At 59.6% G+C, this 21,052-nt stretch carries 18 protein-coding genes and 1 pseudogene; 11 read left to right on the top strand and 8 right to left on the bottom strand.

Annotated features, from left to right (window positions below):
* The first annotated feature begins 124 nt into the window (after positions 1 to 124).
* From GZH47_RS15210 to GZH47_RS15200, 3 genes are all read left to right on the top strand, one after another.
* Positions 125 to 985, top strand: a complete 861-nt coding sequence (locus GZH47_RS15210; protein WP_162640828.1) for an ankyrin repeat domain-containing protein — start codon at positions 125 to 127, stop codon at positions 983 to 985.
* Positions 986 to 1,010: 25 nt separating this feature from the next.
* Positions 1,011 to 1,403: an ankyrin repeat domain-containing protein gene (locus GZH47_RS15205; RefSeq protein ID WP_162640827.1), complete on the top strand. Its 393-nt coding sequence runs from the start codon at positions 1,011 to 1,013 to the stop codon at positions 1,401 to 1,403.
* A 514-nt stretch (positions 1,404 to 1,917) separates the two neighbouring features.
* On the top strand, positions 1,918 to 2,139 hold the full coding sequence (locus GZH47_RS15200) for a tyrosine-protein phosphatase (protein ID WP_225446499.1): 222 nt from the start codon (positions 1,918 to 1,920) through the stop codon (positions 2,137 to 2,139).
* A 99-nt stretch (positions 2,140 to 2,238) separates the two neighbouring features.
* Here the strand turns inward: GZH47_RS15200 and GZH47_RS15195 are convergent, their stop codons facing one another.
* Together GZH47_RS15195 and GZH47_RS15190 are read right to left on the bottom strand one after the other, a co-directional pair.
* Positions 2,239 to 2,949: a hypothetical protein gene (locus GZH47_RS15195; protein WP_162640826.1), complete on the bottom strand. Its 711-nt coding sequence runs from the start codon at positions 2,947 to 2,949 to the stop codon at positions 2,239 to 2,241.
* A gap of 140 nt (positions 2,950 to 3,089) precedes the next feature.
* Positions 3,090 to 3,965, bottom strand: a complete 876-nt coding sequence (locus GZH47_RS15190; RefSeq protein WP_162645264.1) for an aminoglycoside phosphotransferase family protein — start codon at positions 3,963 to 3,965, stop codon at positions 3,090 to 3,092.
* 187 nt (positions 3,966 to 4,152) lie between these two features.
* Between GZH47_RS15190 and GZH47_RS15185 the strand changes: the two genes are divergently transcribed.
* The gene (locus GZH47_RS15185) at positions 4,153 to 4,653 is read left to right on the top strand and encodes a CYTH domain-containing protein (protein ID WP_162640825.1); all 501 of its coding nucleotides are present in this window, start codon (positions 4,153 to 4,155) and stop codon (positions 4,651 to 4,653) included.
* Between the two features lie 23 nt (positions 4,654 to 4,676).
* On the top strand, positions 4,677 to 5,339 hold the full coding sequence (locus tag GZH47_RS15180) for an HD domain-containing protein (RefSeq protein ID WP_162640824.1): 663 nt from the start codon (positions 4,677 to 4,679) through the stop codon (positions 5,337 to 5,339).
* Between the two features lie 95 nt (positions 5,340 to 5,434).
* On the opposite strand, the gene GZH47_RS15175 is transcribed toward GZH47_RS15180, so the two are convergent.
* Positions 5,435 to 6,190 (bottom strand): exodeoxyribonuclease III, encoded by a 756-nt coding sequence (locus GZH47_RS15175; protein ID WP_162640823.1) that lies wholly within the window; start codon positions 6,188 to 6,190, stop codon positions 5,435 to 5,437.
* Positions 6,191 to 6,457: 267 nt separating this feature from the next.
* Here GZH47_RS15175 and GZH47_RS15170 point away from each other — a divergent pair, with 267 nt between their 5' ends.
* From GZH47_RS15170 to GZH47_RS15155, 4 genes and pseudogenes are all read left to right on the top strand, one after another.
* Positions 6,458 to 7,405, top strand: a complete 948-nt coding sequence (locus tag GZH47_RS15170; protein WP_162645263.1) for an MBL fold metallo-hydrolase — start codon at positions 6,458 to 6,460, stop codon at positions 7,403 to 7,405.
* A gap of 211 nt (positions 7,406 to 7,616) precedes the next feature.
* The gene (locus GZH47_RS15165; protein ID WP_162640822.1) at positions 7,617 to 7,979 is read left to right on the top strand and encodes an LptM family lipoprotein; all 363 of its coding nucleotides are present in this window, start codon (positions 7,617 to 7,619) and stop codon (positions 7,977 to 7,979) included.
* 111 nt (positions 7,980 to 8,090) lie between these two features.
* Positions 8,091 to 9,443 carry a S1 family peptidase gene (locus GZH47_RS15160; RefSeq protein ID WP_162640821.1) on the top strand — a complete coding sequence of 451 codons (1,353 nt, stop codon included), beginning with the start codon at positions 8,091 to 8,093 and terminating at the stop codon, positions 9,441 to 9,443.
* Between the two features lie 140 nt (positions 9,444 to 9,583).
* Positions 9,584 to 9,706, top strand: a pseudogene (locus tag GZH47_RS15155) (S-layer homology domain-containing protein); the annotation flags it as partial.
* A gap of 143 nt (positions 9,707 to 9,849) precedes the next feature.
* Here GZH47_RS15155 and GZH47_RS15150 read toward each other — a convergent pair.
* On the bottom strand, positions 9,850 to 10,014 hold the full coding sequence (locus tag GZH47_RS15150) for a hypothetical protein (protein WP_162640819.1): 165 nt from the start codon (positions 10,012 to 10,014) through the stop codon (positions 9,850 to 9,852).
* 222 nt (positions 10,015 to 10,236) lie between these two features.
* Entirely contained in the window at positions 10,237 to 11,424 is a 1,188-nt protein-coding gene (locus GZH47_RS15145) for a winged helix DNA-binding domain-containing protein (RefSeq protein WP_162640818.1), read from the bottom strand.
* A gap of 142 nt (positions 11,425 to 11,566) precedes the next feature.
* On the opposite strand from GZH47_RS15145, the gene GZH47_RS15140 reads away from it, so the two are divergent.
* Positions 11,567 to 12,406, top strand: coding sequence for an alpha/beta fold hydrolase (locus GZH47_RS15140; protein ID WP_162640817.1), 840 nt, complete (start codon positions 11,567 to 11,569; stop codon positions 12,404 to 12,406).
* Positions 12,407 to 12,581: 175 nt separating this feature from the next.
* On the opposite strand, the gene GZH47_RS15135 is transcribed toward GZH47_RS15140, so the two are convergent.
* The 3 genes from GZH47_RS15135 to GZH47_RS15125 form a co-directional block, all read right to left on the bottom strand.
* The gene (locus GZH47_RS15135) at positions 12,582 to 13,553 is read right to left on the bottom strand and encodes an acetylxylan esterase (RefSeq protein WP_162640816.1); all 972 of its coding nucleotides are present in this window, start codon (positions 13,551 to 13,553) and stop codon (positions 12,582 to 12,584) included.
* Positions 13,554 to 13,567: 14 nt separating this feature from the next.
* On the bottom strand, positions 13,568 to 14,827 hold the full coding sequence (locus GZH47_RS15130; RefSeq protein WP_225446498.1) for an MFS transporter: 1,260 nt from the start codon (positions 14,825 to 14,827) through the stop codon (positions 13,568 to 13,570).
* Between the two features lie 508 nt (positions 14,828 to 15,335).
* Entirely contained in the window at positions 15,336 to 20,294 is a 4,959-nt protein-coding gene (locus tag GZH47_RS15125) for a DEAD/DEAH box helicase (protein WP_162640815.1), read from the bottom strand.
* Between the two features lie 216 nt (positions 20,295 to 20,510).
* On the opposite strand from GZH47_RS15125, the gene GZH47_RS15120 reads away from it, so the two are divergent.
* Positions 20,511 to 20,930, top strand: coding sequence for a hypothetical protein (locus tag GZH47_RS15120; RefSeq protein ID WP_162640814.1), 420 nt, complete (start codon positions 20,511 to 20,513; stop codon positions 20,928 to 20,930).
* The last annotated feature ends 122 nt before the right edge of the window (positions 20,931 to 21,052 follow it).

The following is a 21,052-nucleotide window of genomic DNA, read 5'->3' as shown; positions in this document are numbered from 1 at the left end:
GATTTGCGACTATGTCCGGAAGTATGTTTGCGAGCAAGATTTCGTTATGGAAAAAGGAGGGAGTATGTGGTATTGTAATTTTGTAATATAAATTACAATCTATTGTGCAGGCAGGAGAACGTGAATGCCCTCGAAGAGAAAGAAAAGCATGGTCCTATCGATCCGGCTGGACGAAGCCGCGTTGGAGGCTGTCGACCTGCTCGTGGAATCCGGGCTGGAGCCGAACCGTTCCCGGGCGGTGACGCATCTGCTGAACGTCGGGCTTGGAGCGTCGGAAGAGCTGCTGGTCAAAGCGAGATCGCTGGCCGACCAGGTGAAACAGCTGCGCAGCGAAATGGTGGAAGCCGTCAAGGGCGGCCAGCTGGACAAGGTGTCCGCGCTGCTCGGCCAGGACGCTTCGCTTGCGAATGCGCGCAACGACAACGGCGAGACCGCGGTGTTAATGGCCGCCTATTACCGATCGTCGGCAATTAAGGAAATGCTGCTCGACCACGGCGCGGAGCTCTCCATCTACGAGGCTGCGGCCGTCGGCGGCACGCAAAGGGTCGCGGAATGGCTGGAACAATCGCCCGAGCTGCTGGGCAGCTACAGCAGCGACGGTTATACGCTGCTCGGCCTCGCGGCGCATTTCGGCAGCGAAGAGACGGTGCAGTATCTACTCGGGCAAGGGGCGGACGTCAATGCAAGAAGCCGCGACGGCAATCTAAATAACATGGCAATTCATGCCGCAATCGCCGGCCATTACGATTCGGTCGTCAAGCTGCTGATCGCCCACGGCGCAGACGTTAATGCGGTATGCCAGGGAAAATGGCGGCAGGGCTTCACGGCACTGCATGTCGCGGCGTATTTTGGCCGCAACGCCATGATTCCGCTGCTGCTCGAAGCGGGCGCGGACCGCGCTGCGCTGACGGACGAAGGAAGAACGGCGGCCGAACTCGCCGCGATGCGGGAGCATCCAGAAACGGCAGCTTTATTGCAAGCCTAATCCATCGATAAGGGAGAAGACGCACATGGAGTCCAAACCAAGCATCGCACCTGATTTGGTTAAAGAGTTCGTCGGCAATGCACACGGAGACTTGAATCGCGTCGAGCAGCTGCTGGAGCAGGAGCCGGGATTGCTGAATGCGGCTTGGGACTGGGGCGGCGGCGATTGGGAAACTGCGCTCGGCGCAGCGGCCCATATGGGAAGAAGAGATATCGCCTTGTTCCTGCTGGAGCGCGGAGCGCGGATGGATCTATTCGCGGCGGCGATGCTCGGCAAGCTGGAGATCGTCAAAGCGATGATCGCGGATCAGCCAGAATTGAAAAACGCGCTCGGGCCGCATGGCATTCCGTTATTCGTGCATGCGCAGGCAGGCGGCGAGGAAGCGTCCGGTGTAGTTGCTTTGCTGCAGGGACAGTAGCAGCCCAGCCGTAGGGCATTCAAATAGGAGCTGCCTTGACCCGTCATAGAGACGGCCAAGACAGCTCCTATTTATGTTTGCACGATAAACCAACCTCGCCGCTGAAGACCTGGCGGCCCAAAATTGCCGGCAAGCGCAGCGCACCCAGGCAATTAACATAAAACCAACTTCGCCGCCAAGAACCTGGCGGCCCAAAATTGCCGGCAAGCAAAGCGCCCCCAGGCAATCCACCCCCGCACCGAAAGTAAAGCGTGTCCCGCCAGGGACGAAAGCGACCCCAGCACGAATGAACTCACCATGCGTCTCTTGGGCGCAACACGTTCTAATGGTCCCGCAAGGGACAGCAGGTAACTCACAACCGCCAAACGTATAGCGTGTCCCGCCAGGGACGAAAGCGAGCCAACCACGACGTACCCCGGGTGCGCTGCTCAGTAACGCCAACGTTCGTCCGATTCCGGGTGTCCAGAGGGCGGAGCCCTTGGGGTCCCCCTTGGAGAAGGGGGATTTAGGGGGATTGCCGGCGAACAAAGCCATGATCGACGGCTTGAAGAAACAAACGCAGGATGCGGGCCTGATCGCGGCGATTACGGCTCTGATGGGCGTGCAAAAGGAATTCCTGCAAGCGGGTCTGGACGAAATGAAAGCGAAATACGGCTCCATCGACGCTTTCATCGAGAAAGGCCTCGGCGTAACGAAAGAAGAGCGCGCAAACTTGAAAGCCATGTACTTGGAATAGGTCTTATCCATAATTAATCCGCAAGCAAGCCAAACAAACCGGGAGGTCCTCATCATGAGGACCTCCCGGTTTGTTTGGTGTTCTTGTTTACGGCTGACTTCACCCTTCTTCATTGCTCTCTACAGCCGCATCCGCATTTGCTTCAGGGGCGGAGACGCCTGCTCTCTGCAGCGCATCGTCCAGCACGCTGCGGTACAGCGGCACATCCGGCTGCTGCTGGGCCAGCTGCTCGTAATAGTACGCCACTTTGCTGAAATAGTACGGGTAAGCGTCAACGGCCGGCACCAGGCCGCTGTTCTCTTCCCAGCGATAAGCCTCAATGCGGTACGATTGCTCCGAATCCTGCAGCCAGAGGGCGAGCTCGCATTTGCCGTCGGGTCCGTTCGCGGCAGGCATATCCTCGATTTCCAGCCAATCGTACGAGATCCCGTCCGGTACGATGCGCGCTAAGCCCGCCCCCGTCCATTGCAGGATATCGAGCTCGACTTCGCCGTCTTCGTGCTGCCAGCCGATCAAGATGCTGTTCTGTCCGGCTCTCGCGACGGGAGCGGCCGCCAAGTCGGCCACGTAGACGCCTTTGCCGCTGGCATGCGCGTACATATGCCAGTTGGAACCGCTGTTCTTCAACACGATCAGATTTTGCTCGCCTTGATAGCGGTAAAGCGCGATCAGCTCCACGTTGTAGTCATAATCGATATCCGCGAACAAGACGGCAGGCATGCTCCCGTGCCGCGACAGAACTGCCAGCTCCGCGCCGTACGGGATAAAGTGCTGAACGACCGATACCGCGTAGTTGACATTGTTATTCATCCTGGTTCCCTCCGTTTCAGTGGCATTCAAGATAGCATATGCCGGGGGAAAGGGGTGCATGTCACCGGATAGAGCCACGCGGGTCTTAGAGCGGCCGCATGCGCGCCGAGACCGTGCGAAGCGGACTTCAGGCCGTTTTATTATCTTTTGTAATCCTCGACAATGACATCAAGCACGCGTTTGCCCCAATTGGACAATTCCGAGCCTTTATCGTTCCAATCGTAGGTGATCAGCGCCTTCCACAAAGCCCAGCCGCGCGCGCGATTGACCATATGCTCGCCGGCATTCATGCTGCCGAGGAAGCGGCGGCGGCTTGCGTCATCGAAGAAATTCCAAGCCATCACGAGATCGCTCGAGGGATCGCCTACGCCCATCGTGCCGAAGTCGATGACGCCGCATAGCTTCCCGTTCCGGACAAGCAAGTTGCCTGCCGCAACATCGCCATGCAGCCAAAGCGGAGCCGAATCGTAGGTCGAGGCGAGCGCAAGCTCCCAAATTTCAATCAGCAGGTTTTGGTCGTAAACCCGTGCCAGTTTCTCGATGACGGACTGCGTATCCCGGTGGTACACGGCAAGATTGCCCCCGCGGTGGAAGTTTTGAACGCCTGCGGGCACGCCGCCGCTTGCATCGATCGCCTGCAGCTCGTGCAGAAACGCCGCCAGATCCTCGGCAAATTCGTTCCTATCGCGCACATTGGCATGCGTGACCGTATCGCCTTCAATCCAGAGGTTGACCGACCAGGGGAGGGGGTAGTCTTCCGTCGGTTCGCCCTTAGCGATCGGAGCGGGTATCGGCAGCGAAAGCCGAGGCTGGAAGATTGGAAGCCAGACCGTCTCTTTCTCCACGGCCGAGGCGTAGCTCTCGTGACTCGGCAGACGGACGGTCATTTCGTCACCCAAACGATACGTGCGGTTATCATGGCCGCTTTTCTCGACGGGTTTCACAGCCAGATGGCTCCATTGCGGAAATTGCCGGTCGATTAACCCGCGTACCAGTTTCGTTGTAATCTCGATCATGGTCGTCACTTCCTTTCGCTCCTTATTATGCTAAAGACTTACTTCGACATGCAGGATGCCATTCCCTTATGAAGCAGGAAAAAGCTGCTGTAACCCACGAGAGTAAGGAGGCGGCTATCGCGCTTTCTGCCTTCGCTGCCGAGGTGGTATAATGAGCACATTCAGTTTGGACAAGGAGTTGCATTTCATGGCGTTGGAAATCGAACGGAAATTTCTGTTGTCTGGCGATCCGTACAGCTTGATTAAGGAAGGCGTGCTGACGGTGCTGTCGAAGCGAAGAATCGAGCAGACGTATCTTGCGCTGGACGAGAATCAGGAGGTGCGCGTGCGGCGGCTTGTGGACGCATCGACGGGCGACGCGCACTACACGCATACGTTCAAGGCAGGCAATGGACTGTCCCGGGAAGAGATCGAGTACGAGATTACGGCCGGCATCTATGAACAGCTGACGGCCGTCAGAGGACTCGTCCCGTTGACGAAGGACCGCATCACGGCGCAGTGGGGCGAGCGCGTGGTGGAGATCGACTGCTATGATCAGATTCAATTGACGGTGCTGGAAGTGGAGTTCGACTCCATCGAGGAGGCGCATGCGTTTACGGCTCCGGAATGGTTCGGCAGCGACATCAGCTCCGAGCGGCAGTACAGCAACAAGAAGGTGTGGCGGGATCTCCAGAGCCGCGGCCTGTAAGGGAAAGGACGGTCATACTCGGAATGACAAGGACAACGGCAACCGATTCGGTCCTCGCGGCCGCGGAGGAGTTTGCCCGCGAAGAGCTGGGCGGGGACGTCACCGGCCATGATTGGTGGCATATTCACCGCGTCGTTCGAATGGCGCGGCATTTGGCCGAGCGGGAAGGGGCGGACGCGTTTATCTGTTCCCTTGCGGCGCTGCTGCACGACGTGGCGGACGAGAAGCTGAACGATTCCAAGGAAAGCGGGCTGCGCAAGGTCCGGGATTGGCTGGACGCTCAGCCCATGGAAGAGCAGGATCGCGCGCATGTCATCGACATCATCGCGAATATGTCCTTCAACGGCGGAGCCAATCCGCCTATGCGGTCGCTGGAAGGGCAAGTCGTGCAGGATGCCGACCGGCTTGACGCGATCGGCGCGATCGCGATTGCCAGAGCGTTCCTCTATGCCGGCTGGAAAGGCGATCCGATCTACGATCCGGAACTGAAGCCTCGCGATGCGATGACCGCGGACGAGTACCGGAACGGGAAAAGCACGGCGATCAATCATTTTCACGAGAAGCTGCTCAAGCTGAAGGACCGCATCAACACGGCTTCGGCGAAGGCAATCGCCGAAGAACGGCATGCTTATATGGCCGGCTATGTGGATCGGTTCATGCAAGAGTGGAACGGGATGGGAAGCTAGGCGCGCAAGCGCAGAAAGGCCTGCCGGGCTGCGGAGTTTCTCCGCAAGCCGCCGGCAGGCCTTAATCATTTCGAGAGTGAAGTGCAGCCGATTCCTTAAAGCTCAAGCTCCAGCACGACCGGGCAGTGGTCGCTGCCCATCACTTCGCAGTGGATTTCCGCATCGATGATCGCGGGCGCGAGCCTCGCGGAAAGGAGGAAGTAGTCGATCCGCCACCCCACGTTCCGTTCCCGCACCTTCGCCATGTAGGACCACCAGGAGTACACGTCGCCGCGGTCGGGGTAGAGATGACGGAAGGAATCGACGAAGCCCGACTCCAGCAATGCGGTCATTTTGCCGCGTTCTTCCAGCGTGAATCCGGAGTTGCCCATGTTCGGCTTCGGATGCTTCAGATCGATCTCCTCGTGGGCCACGTTCAAGTCTCCGCAGACGATGACGGGCTTCTTCGCATCGAGCTCCAGCAGGTAGTTCCGGAAGCGGTCTTCCCATTCCAGGCGATAGCCCAGCCGCGCCAGGTCGCGCTTGGCATTCGGCGTGTAGACGTTGACGAGATAGAAGGATTCGAATTCCAGCGTCAGCGTCCGGCCCTCGGGCTCGTAATCTTCCTCGATGCCGTAGCGGACGGAGAGCGGCTCGACTTTCGTGAACACCGCCGTGCCGGAATAGCCTTTCTTCTCCGCGTAATTCCAATACGGCTTATAGGCATCCCCGTGGTCCAGCTGGATTTGTCCCTCCTGCAGCTTCGTTTCCTGCACGCAGAAAATATCCGCGTCCACGGATGCGAAATAATCCATAAACCCTTTGGTCACGCAGGCGCGCAGCCCGTTGACGTTCCAAGAAACCAGTTTCATTCCGTACAGCTCCTCTATGCCATGTTGGGTTTACTGTACCCGGGATTCGGGGGAGGTGTCAACTTGTCCGGCATCGGGCAGGAGCAAGGCCGCACGGGCTTTTCGGACGCATGGAAGCGCCCCGGCTGCTCACGGCCGATCGCAAATTGACTTCCTGGAACCGGCTCATCTATACTTGCTTTCATTAGACTCGCTAGGGCAGATAGGGGATTGAACGGCTTGTCATCCACACGCAAACAGAAGTACGAGAATTTAGTGCCGACCTCCATGGGCATGAGCCTGGGGTCGTTAGCCGGTATGCTTCGGGACCAGTTCAAGCGGGACTCGCGCCGCAGGCCTCCGGGGCCGATTCCGGTCGTTCCGCTGTCGCTTCCCGCGGAGCTGCCGTCAGACGGCGTGCGGGTGACCTGGTTCGGCCATTCCGCTTTCCTGCTGGAGTTCGAGGGTAGAAGGCTGCTGTTCGATCCGATGCTCTCGCCATCGCCTTCGCCGGTGCCGGGCTTCGGCAGCAAGCGGTACAGCGGCGGAAGCCTGCCGCTCGAGCCGGAGGATTTTCCGATGCTGGATGCCATCATTCTCTCCCATGACCATTACGATCATTTGGACAAAGCGTCGATCCGCAAGCTGCGGAACAAAGCCCATTACTTCATCGTCCCCCTTGGCGTCAAGAAGCGGCTCATCCAATGGGGCGTGGACCCCGGCAGGATTACGGAGCGCGGCTGGTGGGAGGAATTGCAAGTGGCCGGATTGACGCTGGCATGCACGCCGGCGAGGCATTTCTCGGGAAGAGGGCTGGGTGACCGGAACGGAACGCTGTGGTGCTCGTGGGTCATTCTCGGGGAGCGTCATCGGGTGTTCTTCAGCGGCGACAGCGGCTATGCGCCGCATTTCAAGGACATCGGGGACAAGTACGGTCCGTTCGATCTGACGATGATGGAGTGCGGGCAGTACGACGAGCGCTGGGCGGCCATCCATATGATGCCGGAACAGACGGTGCAGGCGCACCTGGACGTTCGCGGCGGACTGCTCATTCCGGTCCATTGGGCGGCGTTCACGCTCGGGTTCCACGCCTGGGACGATCCCGTCGAGCGCGCCGTGCTGGCCGCTCATGCCCATGGCGTGCGCATTGCCACGCCGCGGATCGGGGAGACGGTAGATGCCATGGCCGGCGACTATCCGCAGACGGCATGGTGGCGGGAGACGACGATACGATAATTGGGAGAAGCCGGACTCAGGCGGAGTCCGGCTTCTTTGTGCTGCCCGATTTAGATGACGCGTTCGATAACCCAGTAGAATCCGACCACCGCGATCACGGAGAACATAACGGCCAGATTCATCTTATTGAGGAAATGTAAATTTTTAGCAACTTTTACCTTGCTATGACGTCTGGATATTAAAGGAGTTTATTATAGGAGGGGGTTATGCAATGAAACGCCTAAAAGCATCTTTACTAATGGCAGTATTATGTTTGGCTTTAACAGCTTGTGGTCAAAAAGTAAAATCTTTTGATGATACCATTGACTCAATACGAACTAATGAATTGATTGTAAATTGCTCCGATGTAATAAATCAGGGGAAAAGTAAAGTGAATGATATTGGATATTTATGTTCTATCAATGTGAATGAGACAACCGAATATAAAGCAAAGAATGGGGATTCGATCCAGTTCGATGATTTTTTGAAAGGAGATAAAGTACGAATCGTTTTTTCAAAACCAACAAATATCGAAAAGGAGAAACATCTATCGGCAAAAGAGATTATATTATTAGAACATGCCTCAAAGGAATAAGCAAAGTCACCTAAAGAATGAATTAAGATTACATCCCTTTCATTGTAATGGATAATATTAGATATTATTATAAAATTTGTAATCTAATATATATTCTATGAGGTGAAAGTGATGTTCAAGAAATTTGCAGGGGTAGTGACCACGGTACTAATTAGCTCATCCGTCATACTGGGAAGCACCGCCACTGCTGACGAAAGCACACCTAACGCGGATCATGTACTTGAAAGCTCTTCAGAACAAGCTCTTTCTGTTAAAGAGCAAAATGAAGAAGCTAAATTCAGAAATGAGTTTGGCCTCAACACATCCATTAGTCTCGCAAGATCTAATATTCAGTTGGAAGATTCGAAATATGGCGTGCGTTTATCAAAAGAGGAAGAGACTCTCTTGGATCAGAGATTTGCTTTTCAAGACAGTATTATACCCAAAGTTAAGAGTTTCCTAACAAATAATGCACCGAAAGATTCAGTAATCTTTATCGATCAAGCACATGGCGGCATAATTAATGTAGGTTTAAAAAACCTAAACATCGACATGAAAGAAATTACAGATCTATTTAAGTCAGCGCCCTCTAATTTAAACGTATTTAAGATTAATGCTTCTGAAAAAGATTTGAATAATCTTCAAGATAAAATTTGGAGTGGAAAAGATGAATTGGCTTCGAATAATGGGATAGTGATTCAACATGTTGAAATTGACCCAATATTACAAAAGGTTGTCATTGGGGTAGTAAACCTCACTCCAGATCAAACGGATCAGTTGATTAAACTGTTCGGGGATCAAATCGTTGCCAAAGAAGCTTATCAACAAGTAGATGATGATCGTGCGTCCACATTCAATCCAATTGAAGGTGGTGTCAAGATACTATATCCGAAGAATGATGGAAAAAATTATAAATGCTCTGTTGGTTTTCCAGTCACTGCTGGTTCTAATAAGTTCATTGTTACAGCAGGGCATTGTGTGTCTGACAATATCTCGGCGTATTATCACCAAGGAAGCACCAATTTGGGGCAAATGGTAATTCACGTACAGGGTGGATCTGCCGATGTCTCGATGATTGGCGGTGGGCCATCTAGCGTGACTTATCAAGGTGGCAATATTTACGATCCTTCAAATTCATCTCTAAAATACACAATGACGCAAAATGCTAGTGAAGACGTAGTAGGAGAAGTAGTTTGTATGTCCGGTTCTGCTACTGATACAAACAGCGTCCAATGTGGAACAATTGTTAGCACAAATTATAATACATCTATTGACGGTTTTAATTTCTCACAATTGAGAAAAGCGACCTACTTTAGTGATGGTGGCGATAGTGGAGGAACAGTGTATAACGGTAGCAAGTTAAAGGGGATTAATAAAGGACATGTAACTGATGGCGGAACTAGATATGCCATTTACTCCCAATTGGAAAAAGTTATGAGCGCTCTTAATAATGCTTATGCTAGTACGGTCTCAATTACTTTTTAGAAAACTTACAGTAGAAGCCGGACTCAGGCGGAGTCCGGCTTCTTTGTGCTGCCCGATTTAGATGACGCGTTCGATAACCCAGTAGAATCCGACCACCGCGAACGCCGACGACAAGCTGATTCCGGCCGGCAAAAGGCGAAGTTGCAGCCATGAAGCAGCTTGGCATTATTTCCGGCCAAGGCAATAATGCTTTTGCTCCGGCCGCGAATACGACAAGAGCCGAGGCTGTCGTCGTATTGATCAACATGCTGGGACAGAAGTAAAGATTAGCGCGGAGTAGTAAAGTAGAATAGTAAAGTAGAATAGTAAAGTGGAAAAGTAGGTGAATAAGCGAATACCCAGGCTGCTTAGGCGGCCTGGGCATTCGCTTTTCGTGTGCTTGGGGGCATAGTTCGAAATGGTTGATCTACGGCTGCGACGATGCGTGGTTCTGTGCGTTGAACAGCCCTAATATCGCAGGAGATTGCGCGAGCTCGTCGGCGCCGAGCTGGACCTCCCGAGCATGGCCGGTACAACCGGCAATCATCGCAAGGAAGATAGCCGAGCCCGCGGCTGTTGCTTTATGTTTCATTTTACAAACTTCTCTGCGATCACTTGTTCACGTAACAGATAGAAATATCTGGAAAATGTTTTATTTGACGTTCGCTGAAAATGACCCTGATTGCAATAAAAATAGGCCTCCGCGATAATGCAGCAAGCTGCGATCGCGGAGACCTGGAGCAAACGAATGATATGCGCCGGAGGACTGGCTTCGCAGCTTCCTTCCCCCAATGGCGGACATGCGTGACTCCGATTAGGACGGGGTATCGGCCGGAAGCGGCGGGGCGGCGAATGTAAGGCGGTGTTCTTGGGCGCCGGCAGCGGCGAATTGGAGCAGCTTCCTGCCTTCATCCGCCAAGGCGGCGCGATCGGTATCCGCAAGCGGCGTAAACGGCGTAATGACGAGTTCGGCTGTTTCCTTCGTCTGTTCGATCTTCCACAGCCCGCTCACGAAGCCGCCCACGAGAATAGCGGACCGTATGATGCCGTTCTCGGTGAATACGAGCGGGCGGTAAGCCTCCGGCAGAATGCGCGAGCGGTCGGCATGCGACAGCAGGATATTATCGAACTCCGCGAGGAAGCGTACGGGAGCGGGCGTGTTCTCATCCGGCAGGGGCGCGTCCGGCACGTCGAACAGCTCGGCCCCATGCTCGTCGCGGAAGACGCGCAGACGCGGGCGGAGCTTATCGAGGATGCCGCGCAGTCCCGACAGTCCCGACCAAGCGCCCATGTCTTTCGCGGAGGCGGGGCCGAACGCCGCGAGATAGCGGAGCAGCAGGGAGCCGGCATCCGTCTCGGCTTCGGCGGCCAGGCCATGCAGCCAAGCCTCCGCCGACGTGTGCGCGGCTTGCGCGCTCGCGCCCCACATGCCGCGGGGCGTTACCTGCACGAGCGGCACGTACGTGCGCACGGCATTGGCGAGCGCAGGCCCGTCGCGGTCCGGCCAGCACCGCTCGCGCAGCAGGGAGCCGAGCTCCGCGAACGTGAGCGGCCGCCCTTCGACGAGGGCGCGGCCCTCCCTAGCCAGCTCGGCAGGATCAAGCCCCGCAAGCTTGCGCCCGAAATTTCCTTTCAGCGCTCGTTCGTGCACGGACTGCAGGACATTGCGCAGCCTAAGGCAGTCCCTGGCGGAAACAAGGTGAATGGTCGAGCGCATAAGCGCGATCCGGACTGTCTGCCGATCGGCCAACAGCTGCGACAGGTCGTCCGTATGGAAATGCGCCAGCCGCGACCACAGCCCGACATACGGGGCGGTCGGAGCCTGCGACTGCATGCCGACGAGATGCTCGATGGCATCGACCGGCGTCAGGGAAGACCGTTCAAGCAGGAGCTGCCGGGCCAGGAGCGCCCGATTGAGCGCTTTTCGACCGAGCAGAGGAACTTCTTCTCCCCGCGAAGAACGCGTAAGGCTTTTCCGGGAAGCGGCGGGCAAGCTGTCCATCTTATATCACTCCTCTTCGGAATAATAGGCATACGCCGTAGAAGGCGCTCTAGGTTCATCATCTGTTCATAAATTGGGGATATGCTAACAACATCGAAAGAACGGCCGCGAACATAGCGATGGAGAAGAGGGATTAGGTGAAATGACAGACAAACCGACCTATACGATGCATCATGCGATTTCCGCCGACGGCACGGCCATCGGCTACCGCCGGCTTGGCAATGGACCCGGACTGGTGCTTATTCACGGCGCTTTCGTGTCCGGCGAGGACTACGAGAAGCTGGCCGCGGAGCTGGCGGACGTCTTCACCGTGTATAACGTCGACCGCCGCGGGCGCTTGAACAGCGGTCCGCAGGGCGACCGGTACTGCATGGAACGGGAGTGCGAGGACGCCTTGGCGGTCCTGCGGGCGACGGGTTCAAAATGGCTGTTCGGCCATAGCTACGGGGGATTGATCGCGCTGGAGCTGGCACGCACCTGCCCGGATGCTTTGACCAAGGCAGCCGTCTATGAGCCGGGCGTCTCTACGAACGGCGAGTTTCCTACCGATTGGCTGCCCGCATATAAGAACGCGATGGCTCGGGGCAAGAGCTTGAGCGCCTTCGTTTATTTTCTGAAGGGCATCGGCGCGTCGCCGGAGATTTCGCGGATGCCGGGCTGGCTAATCAAGCTGATGCTGACGCCTTCCTTGATGTCTCGGAAAGGCATGAGGCTGCGCGACAAGCTGCCGAATTTGCTCCATGAAATGAACGAGATGCTGCGGCTTGATTCCACCGTCCACCGGTATGCGGCGATTACGGCGGAGACGCTCGTCCTGGCGGGCACGAAGAGTCCGGAGTTTCTCCTGCAGGGCGCCCGCGCGTCGGCGGCGGTCATTCCGGGAGCCAGCTTAATGATGATGGAAGGGATGGGTCATAATGCGCCCGACCTGTTCAACCAGCGGGAAATTTCCGAACGGCTGAAGGCGTTCTTCTTAAAGTGAATCGCCCATCGGCTGCCTATGATGCGACAAAGAACCTCGGAACTCCGCTGCGCGCGGCGGAGACCGGAGGTTCTTCTGGCTGCATTTCTTGCAACGAACGGGCATGTCCCGGTGATTACTTCACACGATAGCATAGCGGAACGGGAAAGCCTGTCTACCGCTGTCTTTGGCAGAATCAGCGAAACTGCTCGCGGAGGAAAAGAATCCGTTCCCTGTTCTGCGCTTCGCTCACCTCATGGCCGCTGAACGGGTAATCCTTGATCGTTTTGGCAGACGCGATCCGGTTGTAGACCGCATAGATCGTCTCCGGCATGCAGACGGGATCCTTCCAGCCGACGGACATCAGCACGGGCGCTTTCACCCGCGGAGCCAGATTCAGCATATCGTAATGGGCGAGCGTGCGAAGCACCGCTTCGAGCCGATCGGGATAGCGCTTGAGATGCTGGGCGAGCTCGGTCAGCGAGCTGCTGGAATTGAGCACGCCGAAATCCATGTGGCACAGGTTCGGAATATCCGCGACGATCGCCGTCACCTTGGGATTCAAAGCCGCGGCGATCAGCGCCAGCCCGCCGCCTTGGCTGCCGCCCACGGTCGCCAGCTTCGATGCGTCGACTTCGGGCTGCGCGGCAGCGGCGTCGACGGCGCGGACCGCGTCGATCGTCATGGCATGGTAGTACGAGCTTTCCGGTTCCAGCACGTTGCCGGACACCCAGCCCTTGACGGCGCCGCCGCGAAGCGGCAGATGATTGCCGGTTTCGCCGCCTTGGCCGCGGACGTCCACCGCCAGCACGGCGTAACCTTGGAGCAGCCAGCTTGCATGGCGCTCGGGGTAACCGCGGTCATCGGTATAGCCGGGGAAGAGGACGACGCATGGGAGCGGAGCATCCGCGCCATCCGGGCCGCGGCGGGCGGCGGGCACCATGAACCAGCCATGGATCGGCGTATCGTCGTAGCCTTGATAAGTCAGGCGGTCGACCGTCACGCCGGGAAAGGGCGATTCCGCCGATTCGCGCCTGACGTCGAGCGGCTTCTCGGCATAGCTTTGAAGGGCGGCGTCCCAGAAGGCGTCCAGCTCGGCCTGATCGATCGTCAGGGGAGCGTTGTAGTTTTCCAGCTCTCTTTTGCGGCGGGCAATGGCATGATTCATGAGAATGATTCCTCCTATAGGGATCTTGTCTGTTCCTGCGCCCCTGCGATTCGCAGGCTGCTGCGGGATTGGCGGGCGGCGCTCGCTGCCCATGCCATGACGATCAGCAGCGCGAACGCGGCTGCGGCAAACAGCCAGCGCGTGGCATCGGGACCGTATTCGTCGAGAAACCAGCCCGTGGCTTCGGGCACCAGCGCGCCGCCGATTCCGCCGCAGGCCATCAATAGGCTCGTTGTCCGCTCGGCTGCGCCCGGGACGGCACGGTTGGCGAAGACAATGGCGATAGCGAACATGCCGGACATCATCAGGCCGACGATGAACGTGAAGAGGAAAGCAGGCACGGTGCCGGTGAAGAAGGTCATAAGTACGAAGAGGACAGCCGCGGCCAGACAGGTGGACAGCAGATAAACGGCACCGCCGACGCGGTCTGCAAGCTGGCCGGCCACCAACCGCCCGATGACCATTGCGCCCCAGAACAAGCTAAGCACAAGGGTAGCGGAGGCCTCGGTCATACCGTTGCTCACCACGAGCAGGGAGGGCAGATAGTGTATGAAGCTCATCTCCAGCCCGACATAGACGATGAAGAATAAGCAGCAAGCGGCCATGATCATGCCGGCTTGCCGATGCCGCCCGGCCGCGGATGCGGCTTCAGGTGCGGGCGGCCTTGCTTCCGAGCCGGTGCTTGCCGTAAGCGCCGGATCTTGCCGGGCCTGGTCTTGCGGGCGTCCGTCCAGTATGGATGGCCACCAAACGAGCCAGAGCGCGAAGAGGAGCGCGGACAAGACGCCCACGATGCCGAACGACAGCTTCCACTGGCCGGCTTCGATGAGCGCCGCTCCGGCGAACGGGATGAGCAGCGCGCCGACGCCGAAGAACGTTTCCACGCGGCTCATGGCGGTGTTGGCTTTGGCGCCGGAGGAGCCTACCACGAAGGCGCCGACGACGGACTCCGTCATGCCGAGCCCGATTCCCGCGAACGGGGCGATGGTCAGCATAACGGGCCAAGGAGGGAGCATGGCGTAGAGGAGCTCCGCGACTGCCATGATGCCGATCGCCGTCAGGAGCACGAACTTCTTGCCGCGCTTGCCGATGAGCCAGGGGGCGCACAAAATGCCGGCCATGCCGCCGAGAAACTGGTGCATGACGAGCTGACCGCCGTCCCCGTAATGAATGCCGTACGCGTGAACCATCGGTTCCAAGACGGCGCCGATCGCGAGCTGGCCCAAGCCTACGACCAGATAAGCGATGCAGCCTAGAACAAGAAGCCTCGACATCGAATAAACCCCTAACATGATAGACTGCTTTCACCTTAACACAATCCGACCGGCGGCAGTAGGTGAAAATGCTTTCATCATGAAGGGGCTTTGGATGCGCTTGGGCGCGTTATGGCAGGAGCAGGTGTGCTGCGGGCGAAAGCCGGTGGAGCTGGCGGCGGCGTGCCCGGTGAGCCTATCGGCTCGACTGCAGAAGCCTGGTCTGCCTGCGGGCGAGAACGCCCACGGAGGCCGGCCGCTGGCTGGTGCGAACGCACCCATGGAGGCCAGCCGTTGGCGGGCGCGAGCGCATTCATGGAGGCCAGCCCGCGGAGGGCGAAAACGCACCCACGGAGGCCAGCCGCTGGCGGGCGCGAGCGCATTAATGGAGGCCAGCCACCGGAGGGCGAGAACGCACCCATGGAGGCCAGCCGTTGGCGGGCGCGCCTCGTCCGCGGTGCACGTTCACCCGGCCGACTACTGCGGCGCAGACCGCCTTGCCGCAGGAGCCGGGCCCGCCGCCGTTCGGCTACCGCAGGTCGCTCGGCCAAATCACGAGCGAGCGGTTGTCGAGCTCCGCTCCCAATGCCCGCAGGATGCCGGCGGCGGGCGATTCCGTGACGGGCGCGCCGTTCCAGCGGTCGATTTTGATTTTGCTCAGCTTCTGCTGGCGCAGCAGCGTGCGGAAGATTTCGCGTAAGGCTGCGGCGAGTTCGCCCTCGTCCTCGCCCTCGCCCTCGTCCGCAGCCGCTTGCCGCCCGCTTGCCGCCGATTCGCTGGATGGCGGCTCTTCGGTCCGCTCCGGCAGTGCCGTCAAATCAACGATATGCCGGCCGTTGTTTTCCAGCCAGAAGCGCCACTTGCCCTGCTGCAGCACGAGGAAGCTGCCGCTCTTGCGGGCGAAGCCCGAGCCCCGCGCGGCAGGCCAGTCGGCCGCCAGCCCGAACGGGTTTGCCGGGTCCGTCGCCGCGAGTACCGTAATGGCGGCGCCCTCTTGAACGGGCGGCGCGAGCCGCACCGCATCGAGTCCTTCGCGTCTTGCAAACTGCAGCGTGCCGACGCCTTCCACGAGCAGGCCCCGCGTCACGACGCCCCATTGCTCGAGCTGCTTCAGCACGGGAAGCAGCTCGTCCCAGCCGAAGGGCGACAGCTGCTGCACGAGCTCCTTGGACACGATGCCGCAGCTGTCCAGCAAATGCTGCGTCCAGTGCAGCGCCGATTCCGACAGGTCCGAGCTCACGGAGCGAAGCGCCTCGGCACCGAGCTCGCGCCCGCCCGGAACGCTAGGCTCGTCTGCCGAAGCGGCAAGGCCTGCAATCTCAGCCCGCCCGTTTCCGCGGGCGGCAGCGCCCGCCGGCCCGGAAAGCCCTGCCGGCGCGGAAGGCCCCGCAGCTCCGGCGCCCGGCGCCTTTGCCTGCTGGCCGCGGCCAGCCCCCGTCGTGCCGCTTGGCATGCCGGCGGCATCCGCGCCCGACATCGCATCCGCGTCCGCGAGCGATCCCGTCCAGTACCAGCGCCCGAGGCCGGAGCCCGTCCGGGCGAGCTGCTTGCCCTTGGTCGCGAGCTGCAGGCGCAGCGGCGCGAATTGGTCGTTGGAGACGGCGCCTTCCCAGACGAGGTCGAGCAGGTCGGCCAGCAAGTCCGACGGCACTTTGCCGTATTCGCGGCTCAGCTTGGTCAGGAAGCTCGCGCCGCCCGTCCGGAGCAGCCGCAGCAGCTCCGGATGCTTGGACGGCTCGTCCGATCGGGCGGCCTCCCGCAGAATCGGCGCGTAGAGCAGCTTGGCTTCGGAGAGGAAGAAAGCGATCCGGCCTTCTTTCTCGCCATCGCCCTTGCGCCCAAGCCAGATCACTTCGCCGGAGGCGCAGAGCAGATCCAGATCATCCTTCCGATAGCCCGTCACACGCGCGGGAAAAATCAGCGTCTCCCAGTGCGAGGCCGGCAGGAAGAACCCCTGCAGCCGCTCGATAATAAGCCGCAGCCCGTCGATGCCGCTCAGCTGCGTTCCCGACAAGACATGCTGGAGCCGCGACATATGCGTCATCCAGTCCACGGGATCGATCGCCTCCGCTTGTTTCCGCGCCTGCTCCAGCGTAAGCCGGATGAGCCGCCTTGCCACGCCGCGGCTCGTCCAGATCCGCTCCGCTTCATCGGCGAAAGGCGCATGCTCCGTGCGGTCCAGCGCCAGCAGCACGTCCGCGACGTTCGCGGCATCGGAATCGCCGAGCAGCGGATAGCGCTCCCGCAGCTCCTCCTCGGTGAAGGAGAGACGGTTGTCCGCGAACCGGCCGCCCACGAACGCGATCGACGCTTCGCTCTGCGGGAATGCCGCGTAGAGCTCGCTTTCCTCCGCGCAGATCCAGCGCATGCGATCGCCGCCGAAGTTCACCTCCAGGATGCGCCCCGCGAAACTCAGCGTTTCTATCCACGCTTCTACATTGCGGCCGGCGGCTGCCGTAAGCTCATCGCGGGACAAGTCGCCGCGCCGCTTGAGCAGCGCGAACAGCTCTTCGGCGCTTGCAGGAACCAGCTGTCCCGCGTCCAGCCGCGCTTCTTCTTCGCGGGCGATGGAGGGATCGACCGCCCGCCGCACCGCTTCTTCGCCGAACAGCTGTCCGGCGAGCGACTTGCTGACGCTGAGCAGCTGCAGCTGCGTCGCCTCGCTCAGCCCGTCGCCTTCGTACACCATCGAGCTCGCATATTCCGCGAGGAATTGCACGGCGAAAGGCGAAGGGGCGTTGACCTCTTTGACGGAAACCGATACGTCTCCCGCTTCAATGGCGCTCAGCAGCCGTTTGAGCCCGTTCGTATCGAGGTACGTATGCAGGCACTCCCGCATCGCCTCCTCCAAGTACGGAAAATGCTCCGCATACGGCATCGCCTGCTTCAGCAGCTCCTCGCTCCGCAGCCTTTTCTGCCACATCGGCGTGCGCGTGAAGCTGCGCGAGAGCAGGAGCGACGTTTCCGCGATCCGGCGAAACGAGACGGCGAGCAGGGGAGAACCGGTAATCGCCTCCGTCAGCAGCGGCTCCACGCTGGCGGCGGTAATTTGCCACAGCGTCTGCAGCCAGGATGCATCCCAATCCGGCACGACGAGCTCGATGCCGTTGTCCTTGGCGTTGCCGTACATCGAGTAGGGCAGCAGCCGCTGAAAATGCCGCTGGATGGCCAGCAGCCACGTACGGTTCACGCGCCGCCCGAGCGGATTATGGATAATAATCCGCGTTTGGTTCATCAGGTCGCGGTAATGTTCGATGATGATCCGCCGTTCGGTGGGCAGTCCGACCGCCCGATGCTGCGCCCGCGCAAGGTCGATCAGCTCGAGGGCCGAATAGTGGTCGAGCCCGTACTCGGCATCCAGCCAACGGATCGCGGCTTCTTCGCGCGCACGTTCTTCGCCGGAGTCGGCGTCCGATTCCGATTCCGAGGCAAGCTGCAGCCCCAGCCGATCGGACAGCTGTTCCTGAAAGGCGCCCAGCTGGACGCCGACCTCCACGCTCCGGCTGCTTGCCTCCGCCCTCCAGAAGGGAATCTCGCTGAAGCGGTTCGGGGCTTCCTGCACGTACACGCGGTCGTTCTCGATGCGGCTGATCATCCACGAGCTCGTCCCCAGCTGAAACACGTCTCCGGCCCGGCTTTCCGTGATGTACTCCTCATCGAGTTCGCCCAAATGGACGCGGCTGTCGGCATGGTGGATCGGATAGGCGGAGCTGGACGGAATCGTGCCCGCCCCTGTGACCGAAGCCATTGACGTATTGGCGCGCTTGCGCAGCGTATCGGTTTCCCGGTCCCACTCCAGGAGCGGGCGAGCGAACGGGTAGAAGCCGGACAGCACCTTCAGCGCGCCCTCCAGCCGTTCGCGGGGGAAGGCCCGGTAGCACTCGCTTTGCAAAATAAGACTGTACAGCGCGTCCACCTTCACGTCGGCGGCTGCGGTCATCGAGACCATATGCTGCGACAAGACGTCCAGCGGCTCGTGCGGCAGCACGATTGCTTCGATGTCGCGCCGCGTAATATTGCGGCACAGCACGGCTGCCTCCGGCAGCTCGCCGCGGTGGCGCGCCACGATATAGCCGCGGCTGACGTCGCCGACGGCATGCCCGGCGCGGCCGATGCGCTGTATGCCGGCGGCGGCGGCTTTGGGCGAGTCGACCTGAATGACGAGGTCGACGTGGCCGACGTCGATGCCGAGCTCGAGCGACGAAGTGGCGACGAGGCAGCGCAGCTCGCCGGTTTTCAGCATGTGCTCGACCTCGAGCCGCCGCTCGCGCGCCAGGCTGCCGTGGTGGGCGCGCGCCAGCTCATGGCCGGCATGCTCGTTCAGGCGCAGCACGAGCCGCTCGCACAGCCGGCGGCTGTTCACGAACAGCAGCACGGAGCGCGCGCCCTCCATCAGCGAGAAGATCCGCTCGACGACCGGCTGCCAGATGCCGTCCCGGCTTCGAACGGGGCGGCTCAGGTCAGGCATCGTCACGCGCACTTGAATGCGCTTGACCATCGTGCTTTCCACGATGACCACCGGCCGCGGCAAGCAGCCCGAAGGATGGGCGTCCTCGCCTGCGGCGAGCGATTCGGCAAGCCGCTGAGCTTCACGCTGAGCTTCAGCCTCCGCGTCCGCGCCTAAGCCCGTCTTGTTTCCAACGCTCGACTCGGCGCCAACATGCCGCCTATTCGTACCCAAGTCTATAGGCGCAGCCGCTTCACGCGCGTCTAAACCGTGCATCCCGCCGACGCCCGTCTCGGCGCCAGCATGCCGCTCATCCCTCTTGAAGCCTGCGCGCCCGGTTCGAGCCGCCGGCTCCCATCCGCCCAGAAACCGGGCGACCCGCGTCAGCGGCTTCTGCGTCGCCGATACGCCGATGCGCTGCACGGCATGCGGGGACAGCGCGGCCAGCCGCTCCAGCGAGAGCGACAAATGCGCGCCGCGCTTGTCGCCTGCAAGGCTGTGGATTTCGTCGACGATGACAGTCTCCACGATCCGCAGCATGTTACGGCCCTTGTCCGACGTTAGCAGCAGATAGAGCGACTCCGGGGTCGTCACGAGCACGTCGGGCGGCCGATTGGCCATGCGGGCCCGATCGCGCGACGGCGTGTCCCCGGTGCGAACGGCCGTGCGAATGCCCGGCCAAGCGCCGCCCGGCTCTTCGGCGGCATACGCTTCAATTTGTTCAAGAAAATCGACCAAATGATGCTGAATATCGTTATTAAGTGCTTTAAGCGGGGTAATATAGAGTACGCGTACGCCGTAAGTCCAGCTCTTGCCCTGAGCCGAGACGCGTTCCTTGGCCAGCGCGAGGCGGCTGAGGCAGGGCAGAAGCGCAGCGAGCGTCTTGCCCGAGCCGGTCGGAGCGGCGATGAGCGTATGGCGGCCGGCGGCAATGGACGCCCAGGCGTCGTGCTGGACGGGCGTCGGCTCTCCGAAGGTCCGGTCGAACCAGCCGGCAAGCGTCCTATGGAATCCTGCGAAGACGTCGGAAGATGAGTGCATTCGGACAGCAGCTCCTTTTGATCAAAGACCTATTTACTGCATCTATTTACCAGTCTATCACGCTACTATTCATCATGTCGCAATCTATTCCGTTTCAGACGTCGGACAAGCCGGAACGAAGCCAAATGGCAGTTCAATAAGCAAGCTTATGCGCATACATATAGTTCTACAATCAACATCAGCGTTGGCGCATAGACAGCGGGAGGTATCGGGCGGATGGCAAAATGGCGGGACAGCCTGGAGAGACGGTTCACGGAGTGGCGACTGCTGGAGGATGCGGTGGAAGATACGCTGGCGGGCAGGCGCGTGCTTCGCGTCGCGGGACCGAGAGCGCCGAGATTGAAGACGCCGGTGTCGGTGGCGGTCAGACAGGCCGAGCTGGGCGCGGTGGAGGAGAAGTTCAAAGCCGGTCTGGCCTGCTTCTGTCTGGGCGAACTGACGGGCGAGGAGCGGATGACGTTCCTGAACGCGTGGCATGCACGGCTCGAGTCCGGGGCGACGGTCGTGTTGGCGGACCGCAGGGGCGAAGGCTGCGAGACGCCGGCCCAGCTGCGCGATTTGTTTACGCCGCACGCCAAAGCATTGAACGTCCAAGTCGGCCCGACCTTCTGGTGGGTCCGTTACGAAAGGGCGTAAGGGACGATCGCGACGGACCCCGAGAACGCGAGGAACACGAAGAACAAACAAATAAAGCGAAGAACCAACAAATAAAGCCGCGGCTGCTTGTCCCGAAGGAGAAACAACGGCGGCTTTGCCTG

This window comes from Paenibacillus rhizovicinus (genome assembly GCF_010365285.1).
GTDB lineage: Bacteria > Bacillota > Bacilli > Paenibacillales > Paenibacillaceae > Paenibacillus_Z > Paenibacillus_Z rhizovicinus.
This window is presented reverse-complemented; position numbering and strand designations above follow the sequence as displayed.